Here is a 25,324-nt window from a genome sequence, read left to right as displayed (position 1 = left end):
GATTGTACTTGACCGTAGGTCCGGCGCGAAAGGGGTGTCAACGGCTGGCGATCGGCATGGCCGCGATCGCCTTCGTGTTCTTGACGGCCACAGCCGACGCACGTGAGCTGAGGGTCTGCGCCGATCCGAACAACCTGCCGTTCTCCAACGCGGCAGGTCAGGGCTTCGAGAACAGGATCGCCGAGATCGTTGCGTCCGATCTCGGCGCGAAGCTGACCTATACCTGGTGGGCGCAGCGTCGCGGCTTCATCCGCAACACGCTGAAGGCCGGTCTATGCGATCTCGTGCCGGGCACGCCGAGCAACCTCGAAATGCTGCGCACCACCACGCCCTACTACCGATCGTCCTATGTCTTCGTCACCCGCAGGGACGGCCCCGACGTAGCATCGTTCAATGATCCGCGGCTGCGCGACATGCGGATCGGTGTTCAGCTCATCGGCGACGATGGCGCCAATTCGCCTCCGGTCCAGGCGCTTGGCCGCCGCGGTATCGTCGGGCACCTCGTCGGCTATCCGGTGTATGGCGATTATTCCGCCCCCAACCCGCCGGCGCGCATCGTCGAAGCGGTGGCGAGTGGCGAGATCGACCTTGCCGTGGTCTGGGGCCCCCTCGCCGGCTACTTCGCCGCCAGGCAGAAGGTGCCGCTCCGCATCACGCCGGTTGTGCCCCGCATCGACGGACCGCAACTGCCGATGATCTACGACATCTCGATGGGCGTCCGCCGCGAAGACGATGCGCTGCGCGGCGATGTCAATGGTGCCCTGTCCAGGCACAAGGTCGAGATAGATGCCTTGCTGTCACAGTATGGTGTGCCGCGCCTCGATGCCCCGGGGAGCCCGGTGCGATGAGAGCCGTTGTGGCCATGCTCCTGTTTCCAGTCCTGGCGCTCGCTGCCTGCCAGCGCGAGGAACGTGACACGCGCCCGCAATCGGCGCTCGGATCGGGCGAGCAGCCGACGCCTGTGACCACGCTGGAGCCCGGCGGACAGCGCCCCCCCGCCAGCGATAACAAGGCGGCGAGCTTCGAGGCCAACGCCTTCCATATGAGCGAAGGGAAACGGCTTTTCGGCTGGTTCAACTGTTCGGGATGCCACGCCAATGGCGGCGGCGGCATGGGGCCGGCCCTGATGGACCAGAAGTGGCTCTATGGCAGCTCGATCGAAAGCATCCATGCCACGATCCGCGACGGTCGGCCAAACGGCATGCCGAGCTTCCGCGACAAGATTCCCGACGACCAGATCTGGGAGCTTTCGGCTTTCGTGCGCTCGCTGAGCGGCAACGCGCCGTCTTCCGCCGCGCCGCAACGCAATGACGACATGATGGCGCATCCGTCGGAAAACCGCATGCCCGACGCGGCCACGCTGGGGAAGTCGCCGTGAAACGTCTCGTCTCGATGGCGTTCGCCACCGCCGGCGCTCTGTTGCTCCAGGGATGCGCGGGCTGGCAATCCGCCCTCGACCCGAAAGGTCCCGCGGCGAGCGAACTGGCATGGCTGATCTGGTTCTTCACCGCGCTCTGCGCCGTGGTGTGGGTGCTGGTGATGATCGCCCTCGTCGTGCCCTTGATGATGCGGTCGCGCGCGCAGGCGGAGCCGCTCGCGATCGAGGCCGGCGCCGACGACCGGAAGCTGCGCGCGGTGATGACCGCCGTCGGGTTGACCGCCATTGTCCTGATCGGACTGACCTTGCTGAGCTTCTTCGCCAACAGGACGCTCGCCGCGATCGGCTCGGATGCCGCACTGACCATTCGGGTCACCGGCCATCAATGGTGGTGGGAGGTGCGCTATGAGGATGCCACGCCAAGCCGCATCCTGACCACGGCGAACGAGATCCATATCCCAGCCGGGGAGCCGGTGCGGCTTCTTCTGACCTCGACCGACGTCATCCATTCCTTCTGGATCCCGAGCCTTTCGGGCAAGCTCGACCTCATTCCCGGCCACATGAACGTGCTCGACCTCAAGGCAGACAAGCCTGGTGTTTACCGAGGTCAATGCGCCGAGTTCTGCGGGGCGCAGCACGCAAACATGGGCACCTTCATCATCGCCGAGCCGCGTGCGAAGTTCGACGCCTGGTGGAACCACCAGTTGCAGCCGGCCGCTACTCCGACGGGGGACGACGCCAAGGCCGGCCAGGATCTGTTTCTGAAGCGCCCTTGCGTGATGTGTCACAGAATAGGCGGCACGCCTGCCGGAGGAACGGTCGCCCCCGACCTCACCCATATAGCCAGCCGGCAGACGCTTGCCGCCGGGACATTGACAATGAGCCGCGGCAATCTCGCCGCCTGGATAGCCGACCCACAGGGCATTAAGCCCGGATCCCACATGCCGGTGGTGGAGCTCAGCGGCGACGAACTCAACGCCATGGTCGCCTACCTCGAGGCGCTTAAATGAGCAGCGCGGATCTCACAAGCGAACGCGACCTGCCGCCGGTGCGTGAAACCTCTACCGCGGGCGACGTCGCACCCGAGCATGATGGACCGCGCGACACCGGCATGGACGATGCCAGCCTGGATCGCTGGCTGGCGCGGACATGGCGCACGCCCCCCGGCATCATCGGCGCGCTGTCGAGCGTCGACCACAAGGTCGTCGCACGGCGCTATCTGATCACCGCCTTCGTGTTTCTGTGCCTGGGCGGGCTCAACGCTGTCGCCATGCGCATCCAGCTCTCAGGGCCGCAGCGCGGTCTGATCGGCCCGGACCTCTACAACCAGCTGTTCACGATGCATGGTGTGACCATGATGTTCCTGTTCGCCGTGCCCATCGTGCAGGCGACAGGCATCTATCTCGTCCCGCTGATGGTCGGCAGCCGCAACATCGCCTTTCCCCGCCTGAATGCGTTCAGCTACTGGATCTATGTTTCGGGCGGCATATTCGCCTGGGTGTCTTTCGCGCTCAACATGGCGCCCGACGTCGGCTGGTTTGCTTATGTGCCGCTGTCAGGCCCCGAATTCGCGCCGGGCAAGCGGGCCGACGTCTGGGCCCAGATGATCACTTATACAGAAGTATCCTCCCTGGCCGTCGCGGTGGCAACCATCGTCACCGTGTTCAAGCAGCGAGCCCCCGGCATGTCGCTGGACAGGATTCCGCTCTACGTCTGGGCAATGCTGGTTACCTCCTTCGTCGTCGTCTTCGCCATGCCCGCGGTGATGATCACCTCGACCTTCCTGATCCTCGACCGGCTGGTCGGCACACATATCTTCAACCCGGCCGAGGGCGGCGACGCACTGCTCTTCCAGCATCTGTTCTGGTTCTTTGGCCATCCCGAGGTCTACATCATCTTCCTGCCGGCGACGGGCATGGTCTCGGCGATCATCCCGGTCTTCGCCCGGCGTCCCGTGTTCGGGCATCTCGGGCTGGTCTTGTCGCTGATCGCCGTCGGTTTCCTTTCGTTCGGCCTCTGGGTCCATCACATGTTCGCGACGGGACTACCCAAGCTCGGCGCCAGCTTCTTCACCGCGTCGAGCATGCTGATCGCCATCCCCAATGGCGTTCAGATCTTCTGCTGGCTGGCGACCTTGTGGGACGGCAGGCCGGTGATCCGCACGCCGCTGCTGTTCGTGTTCGGCTTCTTTTTCATCTTCGTCATCGGCGGCCTCACCGGCGTCATGCTCGCTTCGGTGCCGCTGGACCTCCAGGTGCACGACACCTATTTCGTCGTCGCCCATTTCCATTACGTGCTGATCGGCGGTTCGGTCTTCCCGCTGCTGGGCGCGGCCTATTTCTGGTTCCCCAAGATCAGCGGCCGCATGATGAGCGAGCGTCTCGGGCGCTGGCATTTCTGGCTGGCTTTCATCGGCTTCAACGCGGCTTTTTTCCCAATGCATCTCGTCGGGCTCTGGGGCATGCCACGCAGGGTCTACACCTATCCGGCCGAGCTTGGCTGGGGCAACATCAACCTGTTCATCAGCGCCGGCGCGGTGCTCTTTTTCCTCAGCTTCGTACTGTTCACGTTCAATCTTGTACACGGCGCGTTGAAGGGCGAACTGGCCGGAAACAATCCCTGGGATGCCGGTACGCTCGAATGGGCGACGTCTTCGCCGCCGCCAAGCTATAATTTCGCGCGGATACCGATTGTCACACACGTCGAGCCGCTCTGGGCCGAACGGGAGGCGCCGCCTGTGGCGACCGGACTCCGCGTCGATGTCCGTGAGCTGTTGATCTCAACCGTGGCGGAAGCCCACCCCGACATTCGCGAAAAATCGGCGACACCGTCGATCTGGCCGCTGCTGGCGGCAATCGCTGTCGGCGGTACGTTTGTCTATTCGATCTTCACGCCCTGGGCGATCGTCTGGGGCGCCGCGCCGATCGCCATCACCTTGATCGGCTGGTTCTGGCCCAAGGACGACCCGGAGGATGAGGGATGAGTGAGCGTCCCAGCTTGGATCTTTCGGACCTCCCGACCTTTGGACATGGTCCGCGCAGCCCGACCTGGTGGGGAACGCTCGGCTTCATGGCGCTGGAAGGCATGGGCTTTGCGTTGGCCGCCGGCGCATATCTCTATCTCGCCACTTTGTGGCCCAACTGGCGTCTAAGCGCCCCGCACCCCAACCATTGGCCCGGAACGATCGTCACCATCCTGTTTATCATCAGCGTGGTGCCGAATCACATCCTCCACGGCCATGCCAAGCAATGCGCGATCGTACCGGTCCGGATCGGGCTGGTGGTGATGTCGCTGCTCGGTCTGGCCCCGCTTGTCGTGCGCTGGTTCGAATTCCCGGCGCTGAACATCTACTGGGACACGAACGCCTATGGCTCGATGCTCTGGGTGCTGCTCGGGCTGCACACCACACACCTGATCACGGATGTCGGCGACACCATCGTTTTGACGGTGCTGATGTTCACACGCCATGGCTATAGCGGCCGGCGCTTCGGCGATGTCGGCGATAATGTCTTCTATTGGGATTTCGTGGTGCTGACCTGGATCCCGATCTATCTGCTCATCTACTGGATGCCGAGGCTAGGCTGATGCGTGCGTTGAAAATGGGAACGTCCTGGGGTGGTCTTCTGTCGGGGCCGATGGCTTGGGCAATCTCGACGCAGCTGAACTACGCACTCGTACCATGGCAGTGCAACCGCCAGGTGCCGGTGGTGCTTCCCGTGGCACTGGTGCTCGCCGTGCTTTCGCTGCTCGGCGGTGCCTTGTCATGGCGGGCGAAGCGGCAGGGCGGCGCCGCCTTCAAGCCTGAGCGCACGCGCAGCACCGAGCAGTTCGTCGCCGATCTCGGCATGCTTGCGGCATTGCTGTTTGCCCTCGTCATCATCATGCAAGGCAGCGCGGCTCTCATTCTCGACGTGTGCCTGCGATGAGCTTCGACGCGTTCTTCTCGACCTCGATCTGCTACGGCGCCGGCGCGCCCGAGGCCGGATGGACGCTCGCATTTCCCATCACGTTTCCGCTGGCCGCGATTGCCTTCCTTTATACCATCGGAGCGACTCGGTTGTGGCGCCGCAGCAGCCGAGGCCGTCCCGAGCGGATGCGGCAGGCGTTGTTTTTCGCCGCCGGTTGGGGCGTGCTGACGGCAGCACTGGTCAGCCCCATCCATGCGCTCGGCGAGCGGGTGTTTGCCGCCCATATGATCGAGCATGAACTGCTGATGGCGGTGGCGGCGCCCCTCCTTGTCGCCGCTTGCCCAGGCGCAGTCCTGCTCTGGTCCTTGCCGGCCGCACTTCGCCGCGGGACGGGCAAGCTCACGCGCGCAAAGACGCTGCAATCCGTTTGGGCCCTGGTGATCCGTCCCCTCAACGCGACGATCATTCACGGCGTCGCCATCTGGATCTGGCACATTCCGGCGTTGTTCCAGGCAGCGCTCCAGCAGGGCTTTCTTCATTATGCCCAGCATGCGAGCTTCCTCGGCACAGCCTTGCTGTTCTGGTGGGCGCTCCTACCGCGCCCCGGTCGACAGCAGACCTATGGCAACTCCGTCATGCATCTTTTCTTCACCTCGCTCCATACCGGCCTGCTCGGTGTCCTGCTGCTGATGTCGCCCAAACTCTGGTATCCGGAGAATGGCGCCGGCGCGGCATTGTGGGGAATGACCGCGATCGAGGACCAGCAGCTCGCCGGATTGGTAATGTGGGTTCCGGCCGGCTTGATCTATGGCGGCGCCGCCCTGCTGCTCGCCGGCCTTTGGATAAGCAGCAGCGCAACCAGGGAGGCAACACATGCGCTCCGACCTGGGTAGGCTGATCGGGGGCGCCCTTGCCGCAATCCTGCTGCTGACCGCGGCTGTGGCAGCGGCGACCTTGTGGTCCGACCGGCGCGACCGTGTCCGGCACGAGTCGGATGCGGCGACCGGGGGCGTAGGCGCTCGCGCCATTCCGATCATGACGGCGAATGGCTGCTCCGGCTGCCATACGATACCCGGCGTGCCGGGTGCGCAAGGCCAGGTCGGACCCCGCCTGGACGGTGGCCTTGCCGACAGGGTCTTTATCGGTGGCCTGCTGGCAAACAATCCGGAGAACATGATCCGCTGGATACGCTCGGCGAGGGAAGTCAATCCGCACACGGCCATGCCGTCGACGAGGATCACCGAGCAACAGGCGCGGGACATCGCCGCTTATCTCTATGCTTTGAGGTAAATCAGCCCTCGCCGCCGCGCCGGGACCACAAGCCGCGGCCGGGATCGTAGCCGATGACCGCCGCGAGGAAGAAGGCGATGAGGCAGCCAAGGACCACAATCGCCGCGACAGGATCGAACCGCAGATAGAGCGCGAAGCGTATCAGCTCGACCGCCGAGCTGAACGGGTTCCAGGCGGCGATTGTTGCCAGCACCGGTCCCGCCTCGGCAAGCCGCCACAGCGGATAGAGCGCCGTCGAGGCAAAGAACACCGGAAAGATGACGAAATTCATGACACCGGCAAAGTTCTCCATCTGTGTCGAAACCGAGGAGACAAGCAGGCCGAACGCGCCAAGCATCAGGCCCGCCAGCACGAGCGCCGGAAATACCGCGACGTAGCCGAGAACGGGCGGCCGCACATCCCAGAAACGCGCGATCAACAGAAACAAATAGACCAGCGGCACGCCGACGATCACGCTGGCCAGCAGGCGCGCCGCAAGCAGGTACCAGCGCGGCAATGGTGCGGTCAGCAACAAGCGCATGCTGCCCATCTCGCGATCGTAGACCATGGCCAGCGAACTCGCCATGGCATGGAAGAGCAGCATCATGGCCGCTAGCCCGGGCACCACATACACGTCATAGAGAACATAGGTCTGGTAGGGTGGCGTGATCGACAGACCGAGAACGGAGCGGAAGCCAGCGGCAAAGATTGCCAGCCAGACCAGCGGCCGTACCATCGCCGAGAGCAGCCGGCCGCGTTGCCGCAACGTGCGCAGCATCTCCCTGCGCAGGATGCCGTTGAGCGCGCGCACCGCGTGAGACGTTTTCATTCGGACTCCGTCAGCGACGCGAAGGCCTCGCCCGTGCTCGCTACACCGAGATCGGTAGCCAGGCGATCGGCGCGGCCGGCCCACCGCATGGTGCCTCGATGCAGCACCACCACATCGTCATCCGCCGTTAGTTCTTCCAGAAAATGTGTTGTCCACAGAACGGCAATGCCGCGCTGGCGGCAAAGCTCCCGCACGTGCCGCTCGAGCGCGCGGCGGCCCGGCACGTCGAGCCCGGTGGTCGGCTCATCCAGCAGCAAAAGGCGTGGGCTATGCATCAGAGCACGTGCGATCTCGACACGGCGACGCTGCCCCCCGGAAAGCGCTCGGGCAGGATCGTCGATCCTGTCCAGCACGTCCAGCCGGCCGAGTTCGTGGATGGAGCGCTCCTTGCTCAAGGCCTGGCTAAGCCCATGCAAGGCCGCGTGGTAACGCAGGTTCTCGCCGGCCGTCAGATCGAGGTCGAGGGTCGGCAACTGGAAGACGACGCCCATCTGCGCCAACGCGGCGGACGGGTTGACATCCATCGCCTGGTCGAAGACATGCACCGAGCCGGAGCGGGCGTGATAAAGACCGGTGATCAGCGAGAACAACGTCGTCTTGCCGGCGCCATTGCGGCCTAGCAAGATGCACATCCTGCCTTGGGCCACAGAGAAAGAGACGCCGTCGAGAACCCGCCGGTTTCCGAAGCTATGGCCCAGATTCTCGACCGACAAGGCGTTCATGGCCCGATCACGACGCCCCACGGCCCCCGCCCCACCGGCAGCGATTTCACCACCTCCTGGTTTTCCAGATCGATAAACGAAATATCGCCGGAATTCCCGTTTGCGCTGACCAGGCGCTTCTCGTCGCCGGAGAGCGCAACGTGCCAGGGTCGTTGACCAACAAGGTAGAGCCGACGGACCGCCAGCGTTTTCACATCGAGTTCCGCAATCCTGTTGGCGGGGCCGAGCGCCACATAGACGGTCGTGCCATCGCGGGACGTCGCCATGCCGACCGCCTGCACACCCTCGCGTCGTATACCCGGCACCTCGAACTCGACTTTGCCGGTCTGCGCGCGCGTTGCCGTGTCGAAGACGGTGACGGTGCCCCGGATCTCCGAGGACACCCAGAATTGCTTACCGTCCGGCGAGAATAAAGCCGCGCGCGGCCGGGTATCGACCAGCAGATTGTCGACGAGTTCAAGCGTGCCTGCGTCGATCAGATGCACCATGCTGGTGGTCTCCGAAGTGCAGGCGACATAGCGGCCGTCGGCGCTGGCCGCCATTCCTTCCGGTTCGACGCCGACATCCACGGTGCCGATGACCTTGGCCGCGGCGATGTCCACCACCGACACCAGATTGTCATTCTCGTTGGCGACGAACAGCCGCTTGCCATCGGGATGGACTGCGAAGAATTCCGGATCGGCTCCCGAAGGCAGTTCCCCGACGACCCGCCGCTTCGCGACGTCGACCACGTCGATGCGGTTGTCGTCGCCTTCCGCGACGAAAAGCATCTTGTTGTCGATCGACAGCGCCAGCCCGCGCGGACGGCGGCCGACATCGATCGTCGCCAGCAAAGTCATTGTCACGCCGTCGACGACCGCGACGGTATTATCCTGCTCATTGGAAACGTAGATGGTCTCGGCGGCGGCGGGAGCAGCAAGAGCGAACGCCGCCAACAACAGCGTCATCAGAACTTGCATGTGCTCTCCTCCAGGTCGATGCCCAGCGTGTCGAGCGGCGTGCGCTGATGCAGGAAGCCCGGTTGCGGTGAGCTGGAAATCAAGAGGCGAGGCCCGGCGATCAAAATGGGCTGGCGCATCTGTCCGTCCCAGGGACGGAAACTAAGCCCCTGCCCCTTGAAGCCAGCGAGAAGAAACGCGTCGCCGCGTATATATCTGCCGATTGCCGCGGGATCGAGACTGTGCAGGCGCGTCGCCGCTTCGCCGGTACTGCGCACAGCGAGCCAGGCCGCGTAGTCGCTGGGCAACATCCAGCGCCCTGCCTGCCTGTGGAAACGGTCCTGCAATTGCGTGGCGCCCCATTCCTCGCTGACAGCGCTCCAGCCTGTGGTGACCAGCCCTTGCGTGCCGGCGACGATTCTCGGCAGCGCAGTGCGGCCCTCCAGATAGGCGCCGAATTCATCCGCCTCGTCGGCGACCACGAGCACATCATAGTCGCTGACCTGCGTGACCGCGGGTATTTCGGTCTGCAGCGTGACATGCCCTGTATCGGCACGTCCGTTGGCGGGCCTGAATGTCCACGGCTGGTCGATCGTGATCTCGGCTCCGAAGCGAGCCGCCGCCCGTCGAAAGGCCGCCGCCATCGCCTGATCCTGCGAATGCGGCCCCACAAGCAGGAACCAACGCTGCCAGCGCTTCCAGGCGAGATATTGCGCCAGCCCGTCGGCGAGCATGGCGCGGCTCGGGATCGTGTGCAGCACGTTCCGACGGCAGTCCTGCTGGCGAAGCTCGTCGTCCGGCGCCCGGCTGTTGAACAACGTCATCTGCTCGGCACCGGGCGCGGCACTGGCCTGTAGAAGCTGACGGGCGTCGAGATCGGCGATGACAAAGGCGATGCCGGCATCGGCGAATTGTCTTACCGTGTCGTCCGGCGTTTCGGTTGGTTTCAATATCCTTTCCTCCAGCCGAAATTTCTGCCCAAGAAACCGGCCGGTGCTTTCGTCGTCGGCAATGCCGAGCCGTGCGCCTTGCAGGCCGTCGTCGGTGACGGTTTCATCAAGGGGTCCAAGGGGCAGAGCCGGTTTGCGCTCCTGGCCGATATACCCGATCACCATCGTCTGTTGCTCGGTGACGCCAGGGCCGGTGATCAGCAAAAGAAAGAGAAGGCCCAGCAACAGTCTCATTGTGTCGCCCCCAGCCCAAAGCGCGACGATCCCGCTTCATCGCCACGAGAGATTGCGACATCGCGCACGATGCGCGCCGGCGATCCCTCCAGAACAATAACCCGATCCCCCAGCGACGAGGCATAGGCGAGATCATGCGTAACCAGCAGCGTGGTAGTCCGCCGACTGGCGAAACAATCCTGCAGCAGGCGGCGCATGGCTTGCGCGGTCGCCTCGTCGAGTGAAGCGAATGGCTCGTCGAGGAGCAGGAGCGCAGGCTCCACGGCGAGCGCCCGGGCAAGCGCTACGCGCCGCGCCATACCGCCCGAGAGTCGCTGCGGATAGCTCTTCTCATTGCCTTTCAGGCCGACAGCGGCAAGCCACCGGGCCGCATCGGGCGCGCGATCCGGGATGGCCAGCTCTACATTGCGCAAGGCGGTGAGCCAGGGCAGCAGCCTCGGTGTCTGGAACAGCATGCCTATCGGAAGCGGTCGTCCGCTCACGCTGCCGCGAAATTCGCGGTCGACGCCCGAAACGATCGACAGCAGCGTCGACTTGCCGACACCGGAAGGGCCGGTCAGGACGCAGACCTGTCCGTCGGCTATATCAAGCGACAGCGCGCGAAAGATCGTCCGGCGCTGGCCGTCGTCACCGGGGAAAGTCTTGTCCTCGATCCTGATCCTCAGCATCAGCGTCGCCAGGCGAACAGACGACGTTCCAACGGCACAAGCAGTCCATACTCTATGGCAAGCATCACAACGCCGAAGCTGATCGCATAGGCAAGGATGTGGGTGACGTCGAAGTTCTGAAAATAGACCTGTAGCTGGAACCCGACGCCGTTGGAGCGGCCGAGCAGTTCGGCGAGCAACACGATCTTCCACGTTAGTGCCAGCCCGCTGCGCAGGGTGACGAGAAAGAACGGCGCCAATTGCGGCAGCACGACATGCTGCAGCTTTGCAGCACGCCCGAAGCGATAGAGCTCAGCCATTTCGGCAAAGTCCTTGTCCAGCCGGCTGGCGCCTTCACGAATAGTCACCACGACGTTGGGGATCTTGTTGAGCGCGACCGCAAGGACAAGCGCGGTCTCGGCAAGACCAAGCCAGATATAAATTAGAATGACCGTGATCAGCGCCGGCATGTTGAGGAGTAACACGATCCAAGGCCTCATCCATATGTCGGCTCTGTGCGAGCGGCCTGCCGCGTAGCCAAGGGCCGCGCCAATGACGATTGCCGACCCGAGGCTTGCCACGACGCGCGCAAGCGAGATGCCCAAATGGTATGGCAGCTCGCCCCGAACCGCTTCGTGCAGGAGAACCGAAACAACCTGGACCGGACCAGGAAACAGGCGATCGGCGGCGATCGATGATGCAATCTGCCAGACGAGCACCATGGTCAGCAATGCCGCAGTGGATTGCGAACGCTGCATTGTGATGGGGAACGCTGGGACATCGGTCATTGGCGCGAGCTCAAGCCGGTATGGCCCGGAAGACACCAGGATCGAGGCTCGTCGCCTTGCCGACCAGATCTTCGCCGCCCAATTCGGCCAGGATTGCAAACAACCGGGCCGCGCCATCACGTTCGGCTTTGCCGAACCGACGAGGGATTCCGGCTCGATAGGCGGCGCGTAACGCCGCCTGTAGGTGAGGATCGTCCGTGCCCAATTGGGGCGCGAGCACCCGCCATTCGTCGTCCGAAGACTCGAGCAGCGACTTCGCTGCCGCGGTCGCGCTCGTGAATCGCGCGAGGGCTATCGGGTTGGCCCGCGCCCAGCTTTCATGGAAGACGTAGCCGAGCATCGGCAAGTCCACGGATACGCCAAGCCCCTGCAGGATTTGCGCGACACTGAGCAGAGGCCTTGCCCCCTCTGACTCGAGACGGGCGGCGAAATTCCAGAACGTCAGCAGTGCATCCAGTCGCCCCGCCAGAAATTCCTGCTCCAACAAAGGCGGCGCGCCGAACACTGGCTCCACCTCTTCAGCAAGATCGCGCTTCACCTGACGGAGGCCGAGCGCGCGCAACAGGATCCAGCTTTTGTCCAGCGGACCACCTGCGATCCCCAGCCTTTTGCCCTTGAGGTCCGCAAGAGTTCGAATGGGCGAGCCTTGCGGCAGTTCCAGCGCGCCGACGGCACGAGAATAGGGATAGAAGACCAGATCAGCGCCTTCGCTGCGCTGGCGCATGACCCACACCCAGTCCGAAACGATGACGTCGACGCTGCCCGCCAGCAATGCGGTCTTACCGGCTTCGGTACCGGCAAGCCGCTGAGCCTCGATTGATACGCCGTGCACAGTGTCCAACGCATGTCGCCGCATGACGTCAACTTCCCAGGCGGCGGTGCCAAATCCCAGCACGCCAAATCGCACGAGCGGCGATGGCTGTGGCGCGGCTTCTGCGGAAGCACCCAATAGCCAGCAACAAATACCCGCAAGAGCGGCCCGCCGCGAGATGTGACCCTGATCATGCCGGGTCAGCCATTCGCCTGGAAGGGTAGCAGTCAGCACGGGCGCACCGGGTGTGAAGGAACTTTCCTAACGCCGTGGCGGCAGGAATGTTCCTCAATGGTGCATGGAACTAACGGGAAAGCACCTAAGGTCCGTTTTTCAGCTCGTAAGCAGCCCGGGGGGGCTTGTTCAGGCGAACAGAAGAAGGTGTCAGGGGCTACGGTCCGCTCTTGGCATCATCGACCTCCAACGCGTCCATTACAGGTGCCGGATCGCTCTTTTCGGAGCTCGGGCTCTGCACCCCGGACCCGGCGTTCTCGATCGCTTGCACGATAGCATCTTCGATGTTTCCGAGTTCGTCCTCCCTTACTTCACGCCCATAACCAGCCACCTCGGCATCTTGCTCGAATTGCTGAGCGAGCACCGCGACGCTGACTTCCTCTCGACCAGGAAGTGTGCCGACATTCTCCTGTAGCCAGTTTTGAAAAAACTCTCTGGTCGCGCTCATCTCAGACCACCCTTTCGCCAAACTAAGCGCGACGATGAGCCGAAGTTCCATGATGCGTTCACTTTCCCAGTGGTGCTGTACTCACAGCGTTGGGAGCCACGAGGTTTTTGCAGGCTTGATGAGGCAGTGGCCTTTCTCTTCACGACTCGATTGGAGTTCACTCTTATCGCGCAGTGTGCATCCTGATTGCGTCCATTTCGACCCTGTGGAACAAGCTTGTTGAGTTGAAGTTAGGCCCTATGCCAAGCTTTTCGGGCGAACCAAGTTTTTCGGGCGAACAAGTTTTTGACGTTGCCATCGTCGGCGGCGGCCCCGCGGGGCTCGCTGCAGCCATGTATTTAGCCAGGTTTCTGCGTTCGGTGATCTCGCTCGACGCGGGGCATGCGCGTGCCAAGCTCATCCCAAAATCCCGTAACTGTCCCGGCTTCCCCGACGGCATCAGCGGGGAAGAACTGCTCGGCCGCCTACGAGCCCAGGCACAGCTATACGGCGCGAGCCTTGTCCATGGTTGCGTAGGCCACGCCGAAAAACGCGAGGGGTTTTTTGTTCTGACGACCACCTGCGGGATTGTCCAAGCAAGGCGCGTGATTCTGGCAACGGGCATTGTGGACAAGGCACCTCCCATTGAAAGACTGGAGGAGGCGATCGCAACCGGCATTGTCAGACTGTGCCCGGTTTGCGATGCATATGAGGCCCGGGGTAGCCGCATCGGCGTTGTTGGTCCGGAGCATCTCGCCGTCAGGGAGGCTCTGTTCCTGAAGGGATATGGCAGTCAGGTCGCCTTGCTCGCCAATAACCAGGATGATGTTTCCGAAGCTGCCCGCGGCGCCGCCTTGGCAGGCGGAGTTGAAATCTGGGACGCTGTCGATGACCTGATCCCTCGACGAACCGGGTTCGATGTCGTCATGGCCGAGGGCGCCCCGATGCGCAACATCGATGTGGTGTACCCTTCGATGGGCAGCGACGTACGCTCCGAACTAGCGGTTGCTCTGGGGGCTAACTGTGACGCAGAAGGCTATGTCCTGGTCAACCGACACCTTGAGACTTCAACGCCAGGACTCTATGCCATTGGCGACGTGGCCGAGGGGCTCAATCAAATTGCTGTTGCGTTCGGAGACGCCGCCAAGGCTGCAACTCACATTCATAACGACCTCCGCGATTGCGCCGAGCCGGCGACGAACTTCCGGCGAAGTTGACCTGCAGATGCGAACGCACCGTACCGGCTCACCTTTGGCTGCGTTGATGCCCGGAACCTGTTCCACCCGGCGTGAGACTACCGGCTTCGGCTTTGCTAGAGTTGTCCCAGGCGCAGCCGCTGGGTTGATGGACGGGCACGCGCTGGCGAACGGCTGGAGGAAGGAATGAAAATTCTCGTCACCGGCGCGTCAGGTCTGATTGGAGCCGCGCTTTGCGCGCGCCTGGCCGGCGAGAGTCATGAAGTGGTTCGCGTGCTTCACCACGCAGACACTGGCGTCCACCCGGAGATCCAAACCGTTTCCCTGGATATGGCGCGGGGCTTGCGACCTCAGGACTGGACCCCCTACCTCGCCGGTGTGGACGCCGTCGTAAACTGTGCCGGCGTCCTGCAGGATAGTGCCCGGGAAAACACCCGGCATGTCCATTCTACCGGCGCCTCGGCTCTCTTCACCGCGTGTGAGCAAGAAGGTGTGAACAAGGTGATCCACTTTTCTGCCATCGGGGTCGATCGCCAGCAGCCGTCCGCCTTTTCCGCCAGCAAGCTCGCCGGCGATGAGGCACTGATGGCACGTAGCCTTGACTGGGTCATCCTGCGCCCCTCCGTAGTACTGGGAAGGCCGGCCTTCGGCGCAAGTGCACTGGTTCGCGGCCTCGCGGCTTTGCCGCTCTTGCCGTTGATGCCCGGCACGGGCCGTCTCCAAGTCGTCCAACTCGATGACGTCATCTCCACCGTCCTGTTCTTCCTCAAACCCGGCAGCCCATCGCACCTCACGCTGGACCTGGCTGGGCCCGAGGCACTTTCGATGAGCGAGGTCGTGGGTCGCTATCGCCGCTGGTTCGGATGGAGCAGTGCTCGGGAGTTCATCTTGCCGAATTGGGCCGCAGCTATCTTGTACAGGTTCGGGGATGCCGCGGCTCAGCTGGGCTGGCGCCCGCCGATGCGCAGCAATGCAGCAAAAGAGATTGCCCGTGGCGCTGTCGGCGATCCCCAACCCTGGATGACGGCGACCGGCATTCAACCATCAAGTCTTACATCTGCACTGCGTTTAAATCCTGCGACGGTGCAGGAGCGATGGTTCGCCGGTCTTTACTTCGTCAAGCCGGCGCTCTTTGTCATCTTGCCGCTCTTCTGGATCATGACCGGCATCATTTCCCTCACTGCCGGCTGGCGCAGCGGAGTTGACTTGCTGATTGGCACTGCTGCCGGCCCCTTGGCCGAACCGGCGGTAGTCGCCGGCGCGCTGGCTGACATCGCCGTCGGGGCGCTTATCGCCTGGCGCCCAACCAGCCGGCTTGGTCTTTTCGGCGCAATCGCGGTATCGCTTTGCTATGCGATCGCTGGGAGCATTCTGCGGCCGGATCTTTGGCTTGAGCCACTCGGGCCGCTGATCAAAATCCTCCCGATCCTCGTTCTGCATTTTGCAGCGCTGGCCATTCTGGAGGAACGCTGATGACGTACTTCGTGCTTAAATACCTGCACGTGATCGGCGCTGCTGTGCTGCTCGGAACTGGTGCCGGCATTGCTTTTTTCATGCTTTTGGCACACCGGACCGGGAATGCCGCGACGATCGCAGCCGTCGCCCGCATTGTCGTGCTGGCTGATTTCCTGTTCACGGCTATGGCCGTTGTCGCACAACCTCTGACCGGACTGGGCCTCGCTAGGGTTGCGGGGTATTCGCTGTCCGAAGGATGGATCGTTCTCTCGATCCTGCTCTACATCTTAACGGGCCTGTTCTGGCTGCCTGTCGTGTGGATGCAGATCGAGATGCGAAATCTAGCCACACAGGCCGCACTCTCCAACCAACCTCCTCCCGAGCGCTACCATCAGCTGTTCAGACGCTGGTTTGTCTTCGGCTTCCCAGCTTTCGGCGCCGTGCTCGCCATTTTCTGGCTGATGATTGCGCGCCCGGCAATCGAGTGGTCATCGTTGTAGCTGTGATCGGCAAGCACTGCGCCGTGAATTCATCCGTCGCGCCTAGCTGGCTCCTGCCGGCGCGATGCACTGCGGTCGGGAACCACGGTCACTGCCGCGAGTTCTTTCGCATGGCCAGTCATCCCGTCACCGGCGTGCTTACCTCAATCGGCACATTAACCTCCCGCCCCGCGGCATTCCTGATCCTGTTGGTCTACGCAATCCTTTGGATGATCTTCGAGCGACAGACCCTGGACTGGCATGGAGCGGCTACCTTGTTTACGTGGGCCATGACGCTGTTCATCCAGCGTGCCGAGCACCGCGACACTCAGGCCATTCACGCCAAACTGGATGAGATCCTGCGATCAGACCACAATGCCTCGAACATCACGCGGATCGACGATGAAGAGCCCGAGGAAATCGAAAAACACCGCCACCGCAGGCAGCAGGACGACTGATGAGCGGCGTTTTGGTTTCACGGCAGGACGAGTAGCGGGTTTCCAGCTTTTGACGCCTATCCAGCCCCGCCGCCTCCTGCGCTCAGGCCCAGGCCTTCGATCCTTGCTGCGGCTGTGGTTCAGCGACCGAAGGATCGGAGCCCTCTATTGTTCCACTGCATCCAGAAAAATTTGCCCGAGAACCAGGTCAGGCAAATCGGCCGGCTCGAAGTGCGTCATTCGCCTTTCTGGTTGCGCTCGACGAACTTGTTGAAACGGCTGGTTTGTCCGTCACCAGTCTTGGACTGGTAAAGAAAGGCCAGATCGTTCTCGTCGAATATGCGGAAGAACTCGTCCCATTCGACCGGCTCGAATGCTTCCTCGGGTTTGCCGAAGTCGATCCGCAGGATGCCGCCCGCGCCTTTGGTGCGAACCACTGCCGGCCGTCCATCCCGCTCCTCGGCCCATTTGCGGATTTCGTCGTGATTGGTGGTCGTTTGCGACTGGGACATTGAAATCTCCTTTGATCATCGGCGTTGCCAACATCGGGCATCGTCGGGGCTGCCGGCGTCCTAACAGCACAAGGGCGGCAATGTTCCGGCACGGCGCGGCGAGCGCGATGTGGCTGCTTCCGAACGAAGCCGGCCAAAGGAACTTTGTTGAAGCCAAGGGAACAAACCTTTTGCCGAAAAGTTCGGGTCGCCAAGATTACCTGTCTGAGGAGTGGTCGTGAAACGGATATTGGTTACAGGGGGCTGCGGCTTCATTGGCCGGCATGTCGCCCAGGAACTCATCGAGCAGGATTATTCGGTTCGCATTTTGGATGTGCTGCTGGAGCAGGTGCACGCAGGCGAAACAGTCGCCCTTCCCGCCGGGGCCGAGCTGATCAAGGGCGACATTCGGGACCGGGAGGCAGTCGCCAATGCGCTGGAAGGCGTTGACGCGGTCATTCATCTGGCCGCGGAAGTCGGCGTCGGACAGTCGATGTACGAGATCGCGCGCTATGTCGGCACCAACGATCTCGGCACCGCGACGCTGCTTGAGGCGCTGATCAAACACCCGGTCGAGCGCATTGTCGTCGCCTCGTCGATGAGTGTCTATGGCGAGGGCCTCTATGCTACATCGGACGGCCGGCGCATCGACAACGCCCGGCGCAAAGCGAGCGACATCAAAAACGGGCAGTGGAATCCGCTGTCGCCGGAAGGCGAACCCCTCTCCCCCCTGCCGACGGACGAGGAAAAGCCGGTCGATCTCGCCTCTATCTATGCACTGACGAAATACGCCCAGGAACGCGCCGTGCTGATCTTCGGCGAAGCCTATGGCGTCGATGCGGTGGCGCTGCGCCTGTTCAACGTCTTCGGCGCCGGCCAGGCGTTATCGAACCCCTATACCGGCGTGTTGGCCAATTTTGCTTCGCGTCTCGCCAACGGCCAACGTCCAATGATCTTCGAGGATGGCGAACAGAAACGCGATTTCGTCCATGTGGATGACGTCGCCCGCGCCTTTCGTCTTGCGCTGCAGCAACGCCAGGCAAGGGGTCACGTCATCAACATCGGCAGCGGCCGAGCCTATGCCATCAGCGACGTCGCGCGGGTACTTGCCGAGGCCATGGGAACGCCGGACCGCTCGCCAGAGTTGCTCGGCAAGGCGCGCTCCGGCGATATCCGCAACTGCTTCGCCGATATTTCCAAGGCCCGTGAGCTGCTCGGTTTCGAGCCGAGGCAACAACTGGAGAATTCGCTCGCCGATTTCGTTTCCTGGGTGCGCAACTCGTCCGCCATCGACCGCGGCGCCGACATGAAACGCGAGCTTGAAGAACGTGGGCTGGTGTCATGAATACGCGCAATCGACGCGACGCGCCCGTCGCCATTGTCGGCGGCAGCGGCTTCATAGGATCGAACCTGGCCGACAGCCTGTTGTCGGATGGCGAGCCGGTGCTGGTGATCGACAATCTCAGCCGCCCCGGCGTCGAACAGAACCTTGAATGGCTGGCGCAGAAACACGGAAGCCGCCTCATGGTCGAAACGATTGACGTGCGCGACGCCAACGCGCTTGCGCCCGTTCTGAAGAGTTCCAAGGCGATCTTCCACCTGGCCGCGCAAACCGCCGTCACAACGAGCCTGGTCCAACCGGACGAGGATTTCGACATCAACCTTCGAGGAACGTTCAATGTCCTCGAGGCGGCGCGGCTGAGCAGTGAGTTTGTTCCGGTGGTCTTCGCCAGCACCAACAAGGTCTATGGCAGCCTGCCCGACGTCGCGGTGCGCGAGGACGGCGATCGTTACCTGCCTTGCGACGGCATCATCCAAGCGAATGGCATCGACGAGACCCACGGCCTGGATTTCTGCACGCCCTATGGCTGCTCCAAAGGCGCGGCGGACCAATATGTGCTCGACTATGCCAAATCCTACGGCATGCCCACGGCGGTGCTGCGGATGAGCTGCATCTACGGGCCGCGCCAGTTCGGAACCGAGGATCAAGGCTGGGTCGCGCACTTCCTGCTGAGTGCGCTGACGGGACGTCCAATCACCATTTACGGCGACGGCAGACAAGTGCGCGATATACTGCATGTCTCCGATGCGGTCGCCGCCTACAGGGCCGCGCTCGATCGTATCGAGACGACCAAAGGCCAGGCATTCAATCTTGGCGGCGGCCCCGATAATGCGATCAGCCTGCGCATGCTGTTGAGCGAAATCCGTAGCTTGACCGGCCATGAGCTTTCGATCCGCCATGATGACGAACGCACCGGCGATCAGCCCTTCTTCGTCGCCGACACCCGCAAGATCAAAGCGATGCTTGGCTGGAAAGCTCGTGTTTCATGGCGCGAAGGCATTCGCGATCTCGCAGACTGGCTGCAACAACACCGGCTCCAGCCTCGCCCCGAAGTCGTGAGGTACGTCGCATGAAAATCGCCCTGGTAAACCCGTTCTGGACCTATGACGACAGCATCTATTTCGGCTGCCGCCAACCACATCTCCCGCTGGAACTCGGCTATTCGAAATCCCTCCTCGAAACAGCCGGCCATGAGGTGTTGATGCTGGATGGGCAATTGCAGAAGCTCGACAACTCGGACCTCTCCGAGCGTGTGGCTGATTTCGCGCCTGCAATGACGGTCGTCAGTACCGCCCCGACTTATCTGTTCTGGCGCTGCGCACCACCCGAGTTGCGCGTGCCGGCCGATTTCCTCAACCGTCTCGCCGGGCGCGGTGGACGCACAGTCGCGGTCGGGCCGCATGGCTCGGCTACGCCCGCGCCAACCTTGCGCAAGCTTGGCGTCGACATTGTTGTGCGCGGCGAATGCGAGGAAATCGTCGCGGAACTTGCCCGGCGCGACGACTGGAGCGCGGTCCCCTCGACCGCTTACCTGCGCGACGCCAAGGTGGTTTTGAACGGCGGCGTCCACGCCAGCTCGTTTGTCGATCATCCGCCACTCCAATGGCCATCAGACTGGATCGCAGCCCATTCGCATCACCATCACAGGTTCGATGACAAGCAGGTTGGGTTCGGCGCGGAGGTCGAAGCATCGCGCGGCTGCCCCTACAATTGCAGCTTCTGCGCCAAGATCGATTTCCGCGATGCCTATCGCCGCCGAAACCACGAGGCTGTCATAGCGGAAATCGATGGGCTGATTGCCCAGGGGGTCGGCTACATTTATTTCATCGATGAAATCTTCCTGCCGCAAAAAGCGCTGCTGGAAGCGTTGATCCATCGCGACGTGAAGTTCGGTGTGCAGACCCGCATCGACCTTTGGAAGCCCGAGCTGCTGGAATTGCTTGGTGCGGCCGGCTGCGTCTCCATCGAGGCCGGTCTCGAAAGCCTGACCGTGGAAGGTCGTGCGATGCTCGCGAAGCGCTGCCGGCTGGGTACCGAGGAACTCGCCGCGCTGCTCGTCAATGCCAGGCGTCACGTTCCATTCGTACAGGCCAATCTGATCGGCGTCGTCGAGGATGACCCTGCCCTCGTCGATTACTGGCGAACGCACCTCATCGACAACGGCGTATGGGCCAATGAACCCGTACCGCTTTATCCATATCCGAGTTCGCCAAGCTATCGCGAGCTTTGGGGCGAACCCGACGACCTCGCCTGGGAGCGCGCCCATGATCACTATCTCGCATCATTCCAGAAGTTCAGCGATATCCAGGAAAGGCGCCCGCGTCCGCTGGCGGAACTGGAGGCGACATGTTGCGGACACTGACGCCGCGCTCGCGGCGCATCCTGATGACGGTCGATGCCGTGGGCGGCGTGTGGCGCTATGCGCTCGACCTGGCCAGGGAACTTGTCAACGGCGGCGATAGCGTAGTGCTTGCCGGTCTCGGTCCGCCACCGTCCAGGCACCAGGCCGACGAGGCGGAGGCTTTCGCGAAGCTGATCTGGCTGAACACGCCGCCGGATTGGATGACCCGCAACGGCGGTGATCTCGACGCGCTGCCGCGGGAGTTGCATGCGCCCATGCGCGACCACGCCATCGACCTTGTCCATTTCAACGCGCCTTCGCAGGCGGCGGGATTCGACGCGCCATGCCCGGTCGTGGTGGTCTCCCATTCCTGCGTGACGACCTGGTTCCATGCGGTCAGAGGACAGGCGGCGGATGGGGCATGGGCCTGGCAGAAGGAGCGCAACAGACGCGGCATGGATCGGGCCGACGCGGTCATCGCGCCGAGCCGCAGCCATGCCGACATGCTAGAGACCTGCTACGGCCCGATCGCGCGCTTGAGTGTGGTCACAAATGGTGCCCGTCCTCTGCCGAAGGCCGAAAAGCATCAACCGCTCGTCTTCGCCGCTGCCCGCTGGTGGGACGAGGGCAAAAATGCGGCGGTGGTCGATCAGGCGGCGTCCCTGACGCGATGGCCTCTGTTTGCCGCCGGTTCGACGAACGGCCCAAACGGCGAGCATGTCAGCTTCAGCCATGCTGTTCCTCTGGGAGCAGTGCCGTCCGATGAGGTGCGTTCGTTGATGGCTCGCGCGGGTATTTTCGTATCGCCATCGCTCTACGAGCCATTCGGCCTGGCCGCGCTGGAAGCCGCCATGTCGGCTACGCCCCTGGTGCTTTCCGATATCGCCACCTATCGCGAACTATGGGACGGGGCCGCGATATTCTTTGACGCGCGCGATCCGCACGATCTCGCTGCCTGCCTCAACCGTCTCTCCAGCGATGCCGAGCTCCGGCGAGAGCTTGGCCAGGCAGCCATCCGACGCAGCCGCAGGTTTAGGCTGACAAAGCAGACAGCGGCTATGCGCGGCGTCTACGACAAAGCGGCCTTAGCGATGGCGGAGCGCTGATCATGCGCTTTGTGTTTTACACCCACTCGGTCGTTTCCGACTGGAACCATGGCAATGCCCATTTCCTGCGCGGCGTCATGCGAGAGCTGGTCCAGCGCCGGCATCAGACTATTGCGCTGGAGCCGGCGAATGGCTGGAGCCGGTCGAATCTGCTGGCTGAGAAGGGGTCGTTCGCCATCGAACGCTTCCGCAAGGATTTTCCCGAACTGATGCCGGTGACCTACGACGCCGGATTTGATCACGAAGCCTGGATTGCCGAGGCCGACGTTGTGATCGTTCATGAGTGGACGGATCCGGAGCTTGTCGCACGTATTGGCCGTGCCCGGGCCGCCGGCGGCAACTTCATCCTTCTTTTTCACGACACCCACCACCGGGCCGTGTCTGCGACCGAGGCACTCTCGGCGCTCCGGCTGGAGCACTATGACGGCGTTCTCGCCTTTGGCGAAACCTTGCGCGAGAGCTATCTGCGCGCCGGCTGGGGCAAGCGCGTCTTCACTTGGCATGAAGCGGCGGACGATCGCCTGTTCAAGCCGCACCCGGAGATCCACCCCACCTCCGATCTGGTCTGGATCGGCAACTGGGGCGATGATGAGCGGACCGCCGAACTCAAGGAGTTTCTGATCGAGCCGGTGCACGATCTCGGCCTTCATGCCGCTGTTCACGGCGTACGCTACCCCAAGACCGCACTTGCGGATCTGGCCACCGCAGGACTGCGCTATGAGGGGTGGATCGCCAATGCCGACGTGCCGAAGGCCTTCGCCGCGCATCGTGTCACCGTTCACGTTCCACGGCGCCCCTATCGCGAGAGGTTGCCCGGAATCCCGACGATCCGCATGTTCGAGGCACTCGCCTGCGGCATTCCGCTGATTTCAGCGCCATGGTCCGATGTCGAGCAGCTTTTCAGGCCCGGTGTCGACTTCCTGTTTGCCGAGAATGGCTCGCAAATGCGGCAACAGCTTCGGACGGTGTTGTCCGACGAGGACTTTGCGGCCTCCCTGGTGACCTCGGGTCTCGAGACCATCCGCTCGCGGCACACCTGCCGCCACCGCGTCGACGAGTTGCTCGGCGTGCTCACGCAATGCGCGAACCGACACACCGCCGTCCCGACAGCCGCAAAGGAAGCCGTCGCATGAAGATCGCATTCTATGGATCGAGCCTTTTGTCGTCCTACTGGAACGGTGCCGCGACGTACTATCGCGGTTTGCTCAAGGCACTTTCGCAATTGGGTTACGAGATCACGTTCTACGAACCCGATGTCTACGACCGGCAGAAGAACCGCGACATCGAAGCTCCCGACTGGTGCACTGTCGTCGTTTATGAGGCGACCCAGCATGCGCTGATGCAGGTCGCGGCACGTGCCGCCGGCGCCGACATCGTCGTCAAGGCGAGTGGCGTCGGTTTCGAAGACGAGGCGCTGCTTCGCGCCGTTCTCGACCACGCCCGCAGCGACGCGCTTGTCGTATTCTGGGACGTGGATGCGCCAGCCACGCTTGCCCAGTTGCGCGACGAGCCGGACCACCCGCTCCATCGTGCACTGCAGGAGATCGACCTCGTGCTGACCTATGGTGGCGGCGATCCCGTTGTCTGGGCCTATCGTGCCATGGGCGCCAAGGAGTGCGTGCCCATCTACAATGCGCTCGATCCCGAAACGCACCATCCGGTCGCCAGCAAAGCGCGTTTTGCCTGCGACCTGGCGTTCCTCGGAAACCGGCTGCCGGACCGTGAAGCGCGTGTCGAATCGTTTTTCCTCGATCCCGCCAGCCAGCTGCCGAAACAGCGTTTCCTGCTCGGAGGCTCGGGTTGGGGCGACAAGCCGCTCCCCACCAATGTAGGCTGGCTCGGCCATGTCGGCACCCGCGATCACAACGCCTTCAATGTCACCCCAAAAGCCGTGTTGAACATCAGCCGCGACAGCATGGCCGCCAACGGTTTTTCACCGGCCACGCGAGTGTTCGAGGCGGCCGGCGCGGGCGCCTGTCTCATCACGGATGCATGGCTGGGCGTGGAACTGTTCCTGAAACCAGGCGAGGAGATCCTGGTCGCGCGTGACGGCGGCGATGTCGCCGAAATAATGCGCTCGCTGACCCCCGGGCGGGCCAAGGCAATCGGCCAAGCCGCACTTCACCGCGTGCTGGCGGACCATACCTACGCGCTTCGGGCGGATGTGGCGGATGCCGTCTTCAAACGTCATTTCGAGCACGGGGCCGTGGAGGCAGCGGAATGACCAAGAAACTGGACATCGTCTTTCTCGGCCTGTCGCTGTCCTCATCCTGGGGAAACGGCCACGCCACGACTTTCCGGGGTCTTTTGAAAGGCTTGCACGGACTCGGTCACCGGGTGACTTTTCTGGAGCGCAACGTGCCCTGGTACGCCAATCACCGCGATCTGCGCGATCCGGAGTTCTGCGCCTTGCGCTACTACGAAACCACTGCGGAGCTGCAACGCGACTACGCACAGTGCCTGGAGCAGGCCGACATCATCGTCATCGGATCCTTTGTTCCAGAAGGACGCCAGGTCATCGACATCGTCGCCTCGCTTTGCAAGGGGCAGCTCTGCTTTTACGACATCGACACCCCGGTGACCCTGGCCAAGGTTTCAGCCGACGATTGCGATTATCTGAGTTCGCGGCAAATTCCGTATTTCGATGTCTATTTCTCCTTCACTGGCGGACCAACGCTCAACCATCTGGCGCAAGACTTCGGCGCGCGTCATGCCGAACCTCTCTATTGTTCGGTCGATCCAGAACGGCATCACCCGACAGGAGATCCGATCCGCTGGGATCTCGGCTATCTCGGCACCTACAGCATGGACCGGCAGACAACGCTGAACGCTCTGCTGCTCGAGCCCGCACGGCATATGCCGAACCTCCGTTTCGTCGTGGCCGGCTCCCAATATCCATCCGACATCATCTGGCCGGACAATGTCGAACGCATCGAACATTTGCCGCCAGCCGATCACGCCGCGTTCTATAGCCGTCAGCGCTACACGCTGAATGTCACACGCAGTTCCATGATCACCGCAGGATGGTCGCCCAGCGTGCGCCTGTTCGAAGCGGCGGCTTGCGGCACGCCCATCGTCAGCGACCACTGGCCAGGGCTCGACAGCTTCTTTCCCGCATCGGCGATCCACACCGCCGCGGAGACGGACGAAGTCATCGATATCCTCGTTGGCGAGTCCGAGCGCGCACGCCTGGCCATGGCCGGCCGGGCTCGCAAACTCGTCCTCGCTTCCCACACCGGTGGGGCCAGGGCTCGCGAATTCGTGGCGGCGCTGACCCAACCAACGGCGACGGCCCTCGATCTCGACATTGGAAGTGCAGCATGAACGGCAGACAGGAGAAAA

The 25,324-nt window shown here is 62.8% G+C and carries 28 protein-coding genes; 19 read left to right on the top strand and 9 right to left on the bottom strand.

Translation table 11 applies throughout. The annotated features are described in order from the left end of the window. The first annotated feature begins 56 nt into the window (after positions 1–56). The 8 genes from X751_RS153940 to X751_RS153975 are packed head-to-tail and all read left to right on the top strand — an operon-like array spanning position 57 to position 6,576. Positions 57–848, top strand: a complete 792-nt coding sequence (locus X751_RS153940; RefSeq protein WP_245265755.1) for a substrate-binding domain-containing protein — start codon at positions 57–59, stop codon at positions 846–848. Further along, complete coding sequence (locus X751_RS153945) at positions 845–1,378, top strand: c-type cytochrome (protein WP_023687809.1); 534 nt, start codon at positions 845–847, stop codon at positions 1,376–1,378. Before X751_RS153940 ends, X751_RS153945 begins: the two co-directional genes overlap by 4 nt. After that, positions 1,375–2,388 (top strand): cytochrome c oxidase subunit II, encoded by a 1,014-nt coding sequence (coxB, locus tag X751_RS153950; protein WP_023744481.1) that lies wholly within the window; start codon positions 1,375–1,377, stop codon positions 2,386–2,388. Before X751_RS153945 ends, coxB begins: the two co-directional genes overlap by 4 nt. Further along, complete coding sequence (ctaD, locus tag X751_RS153955) at positions 2,385–4,361, top strand: cytochrome c oxidase subunit I (protein ID WP_023744480.1); 1,977 nt, start codon at positions 2,385–2,387, stop codon at positions 4,359–4,361. The genes coxB and ctaD overlap by 4 nt, the downstream gene beginning before the upstream one ends. After that, a complete protein-coding gene (locus X751_RS153960; RefSeq protein WP_023681116.1) occupies positions 4,358–4,963 on the top strand; it encodes a cytochrome c oxidase subunit III in 606 nt (201 codons plus the stop codon). The genes ctaD and X751_RS153960 overlap by 4 nt, the downstream gene beginning before the upstream one ends. Beyond that, on the top strand, positions 4,963–5,304 hold the full coding sequence (locus tag X751_RS153965) for a hypothetical protein (protein WP_023691432.1): 342 nt from the start codon (positions 4,963–4,965) through the stop codon (positions 5,302–5,304). The genes X751_RS153960 and X751_RS153965 overlap by 1 nt, the downstream gene beginning before the upstream one ends. Continuing rightward, the gene (locus X751_RS153970; RefSeq protein ID WP_023744479.1) at positions 5,301–6,179 is read left to right on the top strand and encodes a cytochrome c oxidase assembly protein; all 879 of its coding nucleotides are present in this window, start codon (positions 5,301–5,303) and stop codon (positions 6,177–6,179) included. Before X751_RS153965 ends, X751_RS153970 begins: the two co-directional genes overlap by 4 nt. Next, on the top strand, positions 6,160–6,576 hold the full coding sequence (locus X751_RS153975) for a c-type cytochrome (RefSeq protein WP_023712217.1): 417 nt from the start codon (positions 6,160–6,162) through the stop codon (positions 6,574–6,576). The genes X751_RS153970 and X751_RS153975 overlap by 20 nt, the downstream gene beginning before the upstream one ends. A 1-nt stretch (position 6,577) precedes the next feature. On the opposite strand, the gene X751_RS153980 is transcribed toward X751_RS153975, so the two are convergent. The 8 genes from X751_RS153980 to X751_RS154015 all read right to left on the bottom strand — a co-directional run bounded on the left by X751_RS153980 (position 6,578) and on the right by X751_RS154015 (position 13,207). Beyond that, on the bottom strand, positions 6,578–7,384 hold the full coding sequence (locus X751_RS153980; RefSeq protein ID WP_023681112.1) for an ABC transporter permease: 807 nt from the start codon (positions 7,382–7,384) through the stop codon (positions 6,578–6,580). Next, complete coding sequence (locus X751_RS153985) at positions 7,381–8,106, bottom strand: ATP-binding cassette domain-containing protein (protein ID WP_023744478.1); 726 nt, start codon at positions 8,104–8,106, stop codon at positions 7,381–7,383. Before X751_RS153985 ends, X751_RS153980 begins: the two co-directional genes overlap by 4 nt. Beyond that, positions 8,103–9,065 carry a PQQ-dependent catabolism-associated beta-propeller protein gene (locus tag X751_RS153990; protein ID WP_023744477.1) on the bottom strand — a complete coding sequence of 321 codons (963 nt, stop codon included), beginning with the start codon at positions 9,063–9,065 and terminating at the stop codon, positions 8,103–8,105. The genes X751_RS153985 and X751_RS153990 overlap by 4 nt, the downstream gene beginning before the upstream one ends. Continuing rightward, a complete protein-coding gene (locus X751_RS153995; protein ID WP_023744476.1) occupies positions 9,053–10,228 on the bottom strand; it encodes a branched-chain amino acid ABC transporter substrate-binding protein in 1,176 nt (391 codons plus the stop codon). Before X751_RS153995 ends, X751_RS153990 begins: the two co-directional genes overlap by 13 nt. Continuing rightward, positions 10,225–10,896 (bottom strand): ATP-binding cassette domain-containing protein, encoded by a 672-nt coding sequence (locus X751_RS154000; protein WP_031204093.1) that lies wholly within the window; start codon positions 10,894–10,896, stop codon positions 10,225–10,227. Before X751_RS154000 ends, X751_RS153995 begins: the two co-directional genes overlap by 4 nt. After that, on the bottom strand, positions 10,896–11,663 hold the full coding sequence (locus tag X751_RS154005; protein WP_023667999.1) for an ABC transporter permease subunit: 768 nt from the start codon (positions 11,661–11,663) through the stop codon (positions 10,896–10,898). The genes X751_RS154000 and X751_RS154005 overlap by 1 nt, the downstream gene beginning before the upstream one ends. A 10-nt stretch (positions 11,664–11,673) precedes the next feature. Then, on the bottom strand, positions 11,674–12,708 hold the full coding sequence (locus X751_RS154010; RefSeq protein WP_031214592.1) for an ABC transporter substrate-binding protein: 1,035 nt from the start codon (positions 12,706–12,708) through the stop codon (positions 11,674–11,676). 157 nt (positions 12,709–12,865) lie between these two features. Further along, the gene (locus X751_RS154015; RefSeq protein WP_023667997.1) at positions 12,866–13,207 is read right to left on the bottom strand and encodes a DUF768 domain-containing protein; all 342 of its coding nucleotides are present in this window, start codon (positions 13,205–13,207) and stop codon (positions 12,866–12,868) included. A 188-nt stretch (positions 13,208–13,395) separates the two neighbouring features. Between X751_RS154015 and X751_RS154020 the strand changes: the two genes are divergently transcribed. The 4 genes from X751_RS154020 to X751_RS154035 all read left to right on the top strand — a co-directional run bounded on the left by X751_RS154020 (position 13,396) and on the right by X751_RS154035 (position 16,723). Beyond that, positions 13,396–14,352: an NAD(P)/FAD-dependent oxidoreductase gene (locus X751_RS154020; protein WP_031214590.1), complete on the top strand. Its 957-nt coding sequence runs from the start codon at positions 13,396–13,398 to the stop codon at positions 14,350–14,352. A 165-nt stretch (positions 14,353–14,517) separates the two neighbouring features. After that, a complete protein-coding gene (locus X751_RS154025; RefSeq protein WP_023744473.1) occupies positions 14,518–15,804 on the top strand; it encodes an SDR family oxidoreductase in 1,287 nt (428 codons plus the stop codon). After that, entirely contained in the window at positions 15,804–16,286 is a 483-nt protein-coding gene (locus X751_RS154030) for a DUF2269 domain-containing protein (protein ID WP_023667993.1), read from the top strand. Before X751_RS154025 ends, X751_RS154030 begins: the two co-directional genes overlap by 1 nt. Positions 16,287–16,396: 110 nt before the next feature. Next, entirely contained in the window at positions 16,397–16,723 is a 327-nt protein-coding gene (locus X751_RS154035; RefSeq protein ID WP_023744472.1) for a low affinity iron permease family protein, read from the top strand. A 215-nt stretch (positions 16,724–16,938) separates the two neighbouring features. On the opposite strand, the gene X751_RS154040 is transcribed toward X751_RS154035, so the two are convergent. Continuing rightward, the gene (locus X751_RS154040) at positions 16,939–17,214 is read right to left on the bottom strand and encodes a hypothetical protein (RefSeq protein ID WP_023667991.1); all 276 of its coding nucleotides are present in this window, start codon (positions 17,212–17,214) and stop codon (positions 16,939–16,941) included. Between the two features lie 217 nt (positions 17,215–17,431). Between X751_RS154040 and X751_RS154045 the strand changes: the two genes are divergently transcribed. The 7 genes from X751_RS154045 to X751_RS154075 are packed head-to-tail and all read left to right on the top strand — an operon-like array spanning position 17,432 to position 25,306. Then, entirely contained in the window at positions 17,432–18,538 is a 1,107-nt protein-coding gene (locus tag X751_RS154045; RefSeq protein ID WP_023729530.1) for an SDR family NAD(P)-dependent oxidoreductase, read from the top strand. Continuing rightward, positions 18,535–19,608, top strand: a complete 1,074-nt coding sequence (locus X751_RS154050; RefSeq protein ID WP_023744471.1) for a GDP-mannose 4,6-dehydratase — start codon at positions 18,535–18,537, stop codon at positions 19,606–19,608. The genes X751_RS154045 and X751_RS154050 overlap by 4 nt, the downstream gene beginning before the upstream one ends. Then, positions 19,605–20,897, top strand: a complete 1,293-nt coding sequence (locus tag X751_RS154055) for a TIGR04295 family B12-binding domain-containing radical SAM protein (RefSeq protein ID WP_023725527.1) — start codon at positions 19,605–19,607, stop codon at positions 20,895–20,897. Before X751_RS154050 ends, X751_RS154055 begins: the two co-directional genes overlap by 4 nt. Beyond that, positions 20,882–21,982 (top strand): glycosyltransferase family 4 protein, encoded by a 1,101-nt coding sequence (locus X751_RS154060; RefSeq protein WP_023744470.1) that lies wholly within the window; start codon positions 20,882–20,884, stop codon positions 21,980–21,982. The genes X751_RS154055 and X751_RS154060 overlap by 16 nt, the downstream gene beginning before the upstream one ends. Positions 21,983–21,984: 2 nt before the next feature. Further along, complete coding sequence (locus X751_RS154065; protein WP_023744469.1) at positions 21,985–23,115, top strand: glycosyltransferase; 1,131 nt, start codon at positions 21,985–21,987, stop codon at positions 23,113–23,115. Further along, entirely contained in the window at positions 23,112–24,206 is a 1,095-nt protein-coding gene (locus X751_RS154070; RefSeq protein WP_023667985.1) for a glycosyltransferase, read from the top strand. Before X751_RS154065 ends, X751_RS154070 begins: the two co-directional genes overlap by 4 nt. Next, complete coding sequence (locus tag X751_RS154075) at positions 24,203–25,306, top strand: glycosyltransferase (RefSeq protein ID WP_023744468.1); 1,104 nt, start codon at positions 24,203–24,205, stop codon at positions 25,304–25,306. Before X751_RS154070 ends, X751_RS154075 begins: the two co-directional genes overlap by 4 nt. Positions 25,307–25,324 lie beyond the last annotated feature (18 nt).

Source organism: Mesorhizobium sp. LNJC394B00 (assembly GCF_000502555.1).
GTDB lineage: Bacteria > Pseudomonadota > Alphaproteobacteria > Rhizobiales > Rhizobiaceae > Mesorhizobium.
This window is presented reverse-complemented; position numbering and strand designations above follow the sequence as displayed.

Excerpts from the sequence above, each read along its gene's own strand:
- X751_RS153940 (WP_245265755.1), top strand. The coding sequence starts at position 57 with ATGGCCGCGATCGCCTTCGTGTTCTTGACGGCCACAGCCGACGCACGT.
- X751_RS153945 (WP_023687809.1), top strand. The coding sequence starts at position 845 with ATGAGAGCCGTTGTGGCCATGCTCCTGTTTCCAGTCCTGGCGCTCGCT.
- ctaD (WP_023744480.1), top strand. The coding sequence starts at position 2,385 with ATGAGCAGCGCGGATCTCACAAGCGAACGCGACCTGCCGCCGGTGCGT.
- X751_RS153960 (WP_023681116.1), top strand. The coding sequence starts at position 4,358 with ATGAGTGAGCGTCCCAGCTTGGATCTTTCGGACCTCCCGACCTTTGGA.
- X751_RS153965 (WP_023691432.1), top strand. The coding sequence starts at position 4,963 with ATGCGTGCGTTGAAAATGGGAACGTCCTGGGGTGGTCTTCTGTCGGGG.
- X751_RS153970 (WP_023744479.1), top strand. The coding sequence starts at position 5,301 with ATGAGCTTCGACGCGTTCTTCTCGACCTCGATCTGCTACGGCGCCGGC.
- X751_RS153975 (WP_023712217.1), top strand. The coding sequence starts at position 6,160 with ATGCGCTCCGACCTGGGTAGGCTGATCGGGGGCGCCCTTGCCGCAATC.
- X751_RS153980 (WP_023681112.1), bottom strand. The coding sequence starts at position 7,384 with ATGAAAACGTCTCACGCGGTGCGCGCGCTCAACGGCATCCTGCGCAGG.
- X751_RS153985 (WP_023744478.1), bottom strand. The coding sequence starts at position 8,106 with ATGAACGCCTTGTCGGTCGAGAATCTGGGCCATAGCTTCGGAAACCGG.
- X751_RS153990 (WP_023744477.1), bottom strand. The coding sequence starts at position 9,065 with ATGCAAGTTCTGATGACGCTGTTGTTGGCGGCGTTCGCTCTTGCTGCT.
- X751_RS153995 (WP_023744476.1), bottom strand. The coding sequence starts at position 10,228 with ATGAGACTGTTGCTGGGCCTTCTCTTTCTTTTGCTGATCACCGGCCCT.
- X751_RS154000 (WP_031204093.1), bottom strand. The coding sequence starts at position 10,896 with ATGCTGAGGATCAGGATCGAGGACAAGACTTTCCCCGGTGACGACGGC.
- X751_RS154005 (WP_023667999.1), bottom strand. The coding sequence starts at position 11,663 with ATGACCGATGTCCCAGCGTTCCCCATCACAATGCAGCGTTCGCAATCC.
- X751_RS154015 (WP_023667997.1), bottom strand. The coding sequence starts at position 13,207 with ATGGAACTTCGGCTCATCGTCGCGCTTAGTTTGGCGAAAGGGTGGTCT.
- X751_RS154020 (WP_031214590.1), top strand. The coding sequence starts at position 13,396 with ATGCCAAGCTTTTCGGGCGAACCAAGTTTTTCGGGCGAACAAGTTTTT.
- X751_RS154025 (WP_023744473.1), top strand. The coding sequence starts at position 14,518 with ATGAAAATTCTCGTCACCGGCGCGTCAGGTCTGATTGGAGCCGCGCTT.
- X751_RS154030 (WP_023667993.1), top strand. The coding sequence starts at position 15,804 with ATGACGTACTTCGTGCTTAAATACCTGCACGTGATCGGCGCTGCTGTG.
- X751_RS154035 (WP_023744472.1), top strand. The coding sequence starts at position 16,397 with ATGGCCAGTCATCCCGTCACCGGCGTGCTTACCTCAATCGGCACATTA.
- X751_RS154040 (WP_023667991.1), bottom strand. The coding sequence starts at position 17,214 with ATGTCCCAGTCGCAAACGACCACCAATCACGACGAAATCCGCAAATGG.
- X751_RS154050 (WP_023744471.1), top strand. The coding sequence starts at position 18,535 with ATGAATACGCGCAATCGACGCGACGCGCCCGTCGCCATTGTCGGCGGC.
- X751_RS154055 (WP_023725527.1), top strand. The coding sequence starts at position 19,605 with ATGAAAATCGCCCTGGTAAACCCGTTCTGGACCTATGACGACAGCATC.
- X751_RS154060 (WP_023744470.1), top strand. The coding sequence starts at position 20,882 with ATGTTGCGGACACTGACGCCGCGCTCGCGGCGCATCCTGATGACGGTC.
- X751_RS154065 (WP_023744469.1), top strand. The coding sequence starts at position 21,985 with ATGCGCTTTGTGTTTTACACCCACTCGGTCGTTTCCGACTGGAACCAT.
- X751_RS154070 (WP_023667985.1), top strand. The coding sequence starts at position 23,112 with ATGAAGATCGCATTCTATGGATCGAGCCTTTTGTCGTCCTACTGGAAC.
- X751_RS154075 (WP_023744468.1), top strand. The coding sequence starts at position 24,203 with ATGACCAAGAAACTGGACATCGTCTTTCTCGGCCTGTCGCTGTCCTCA.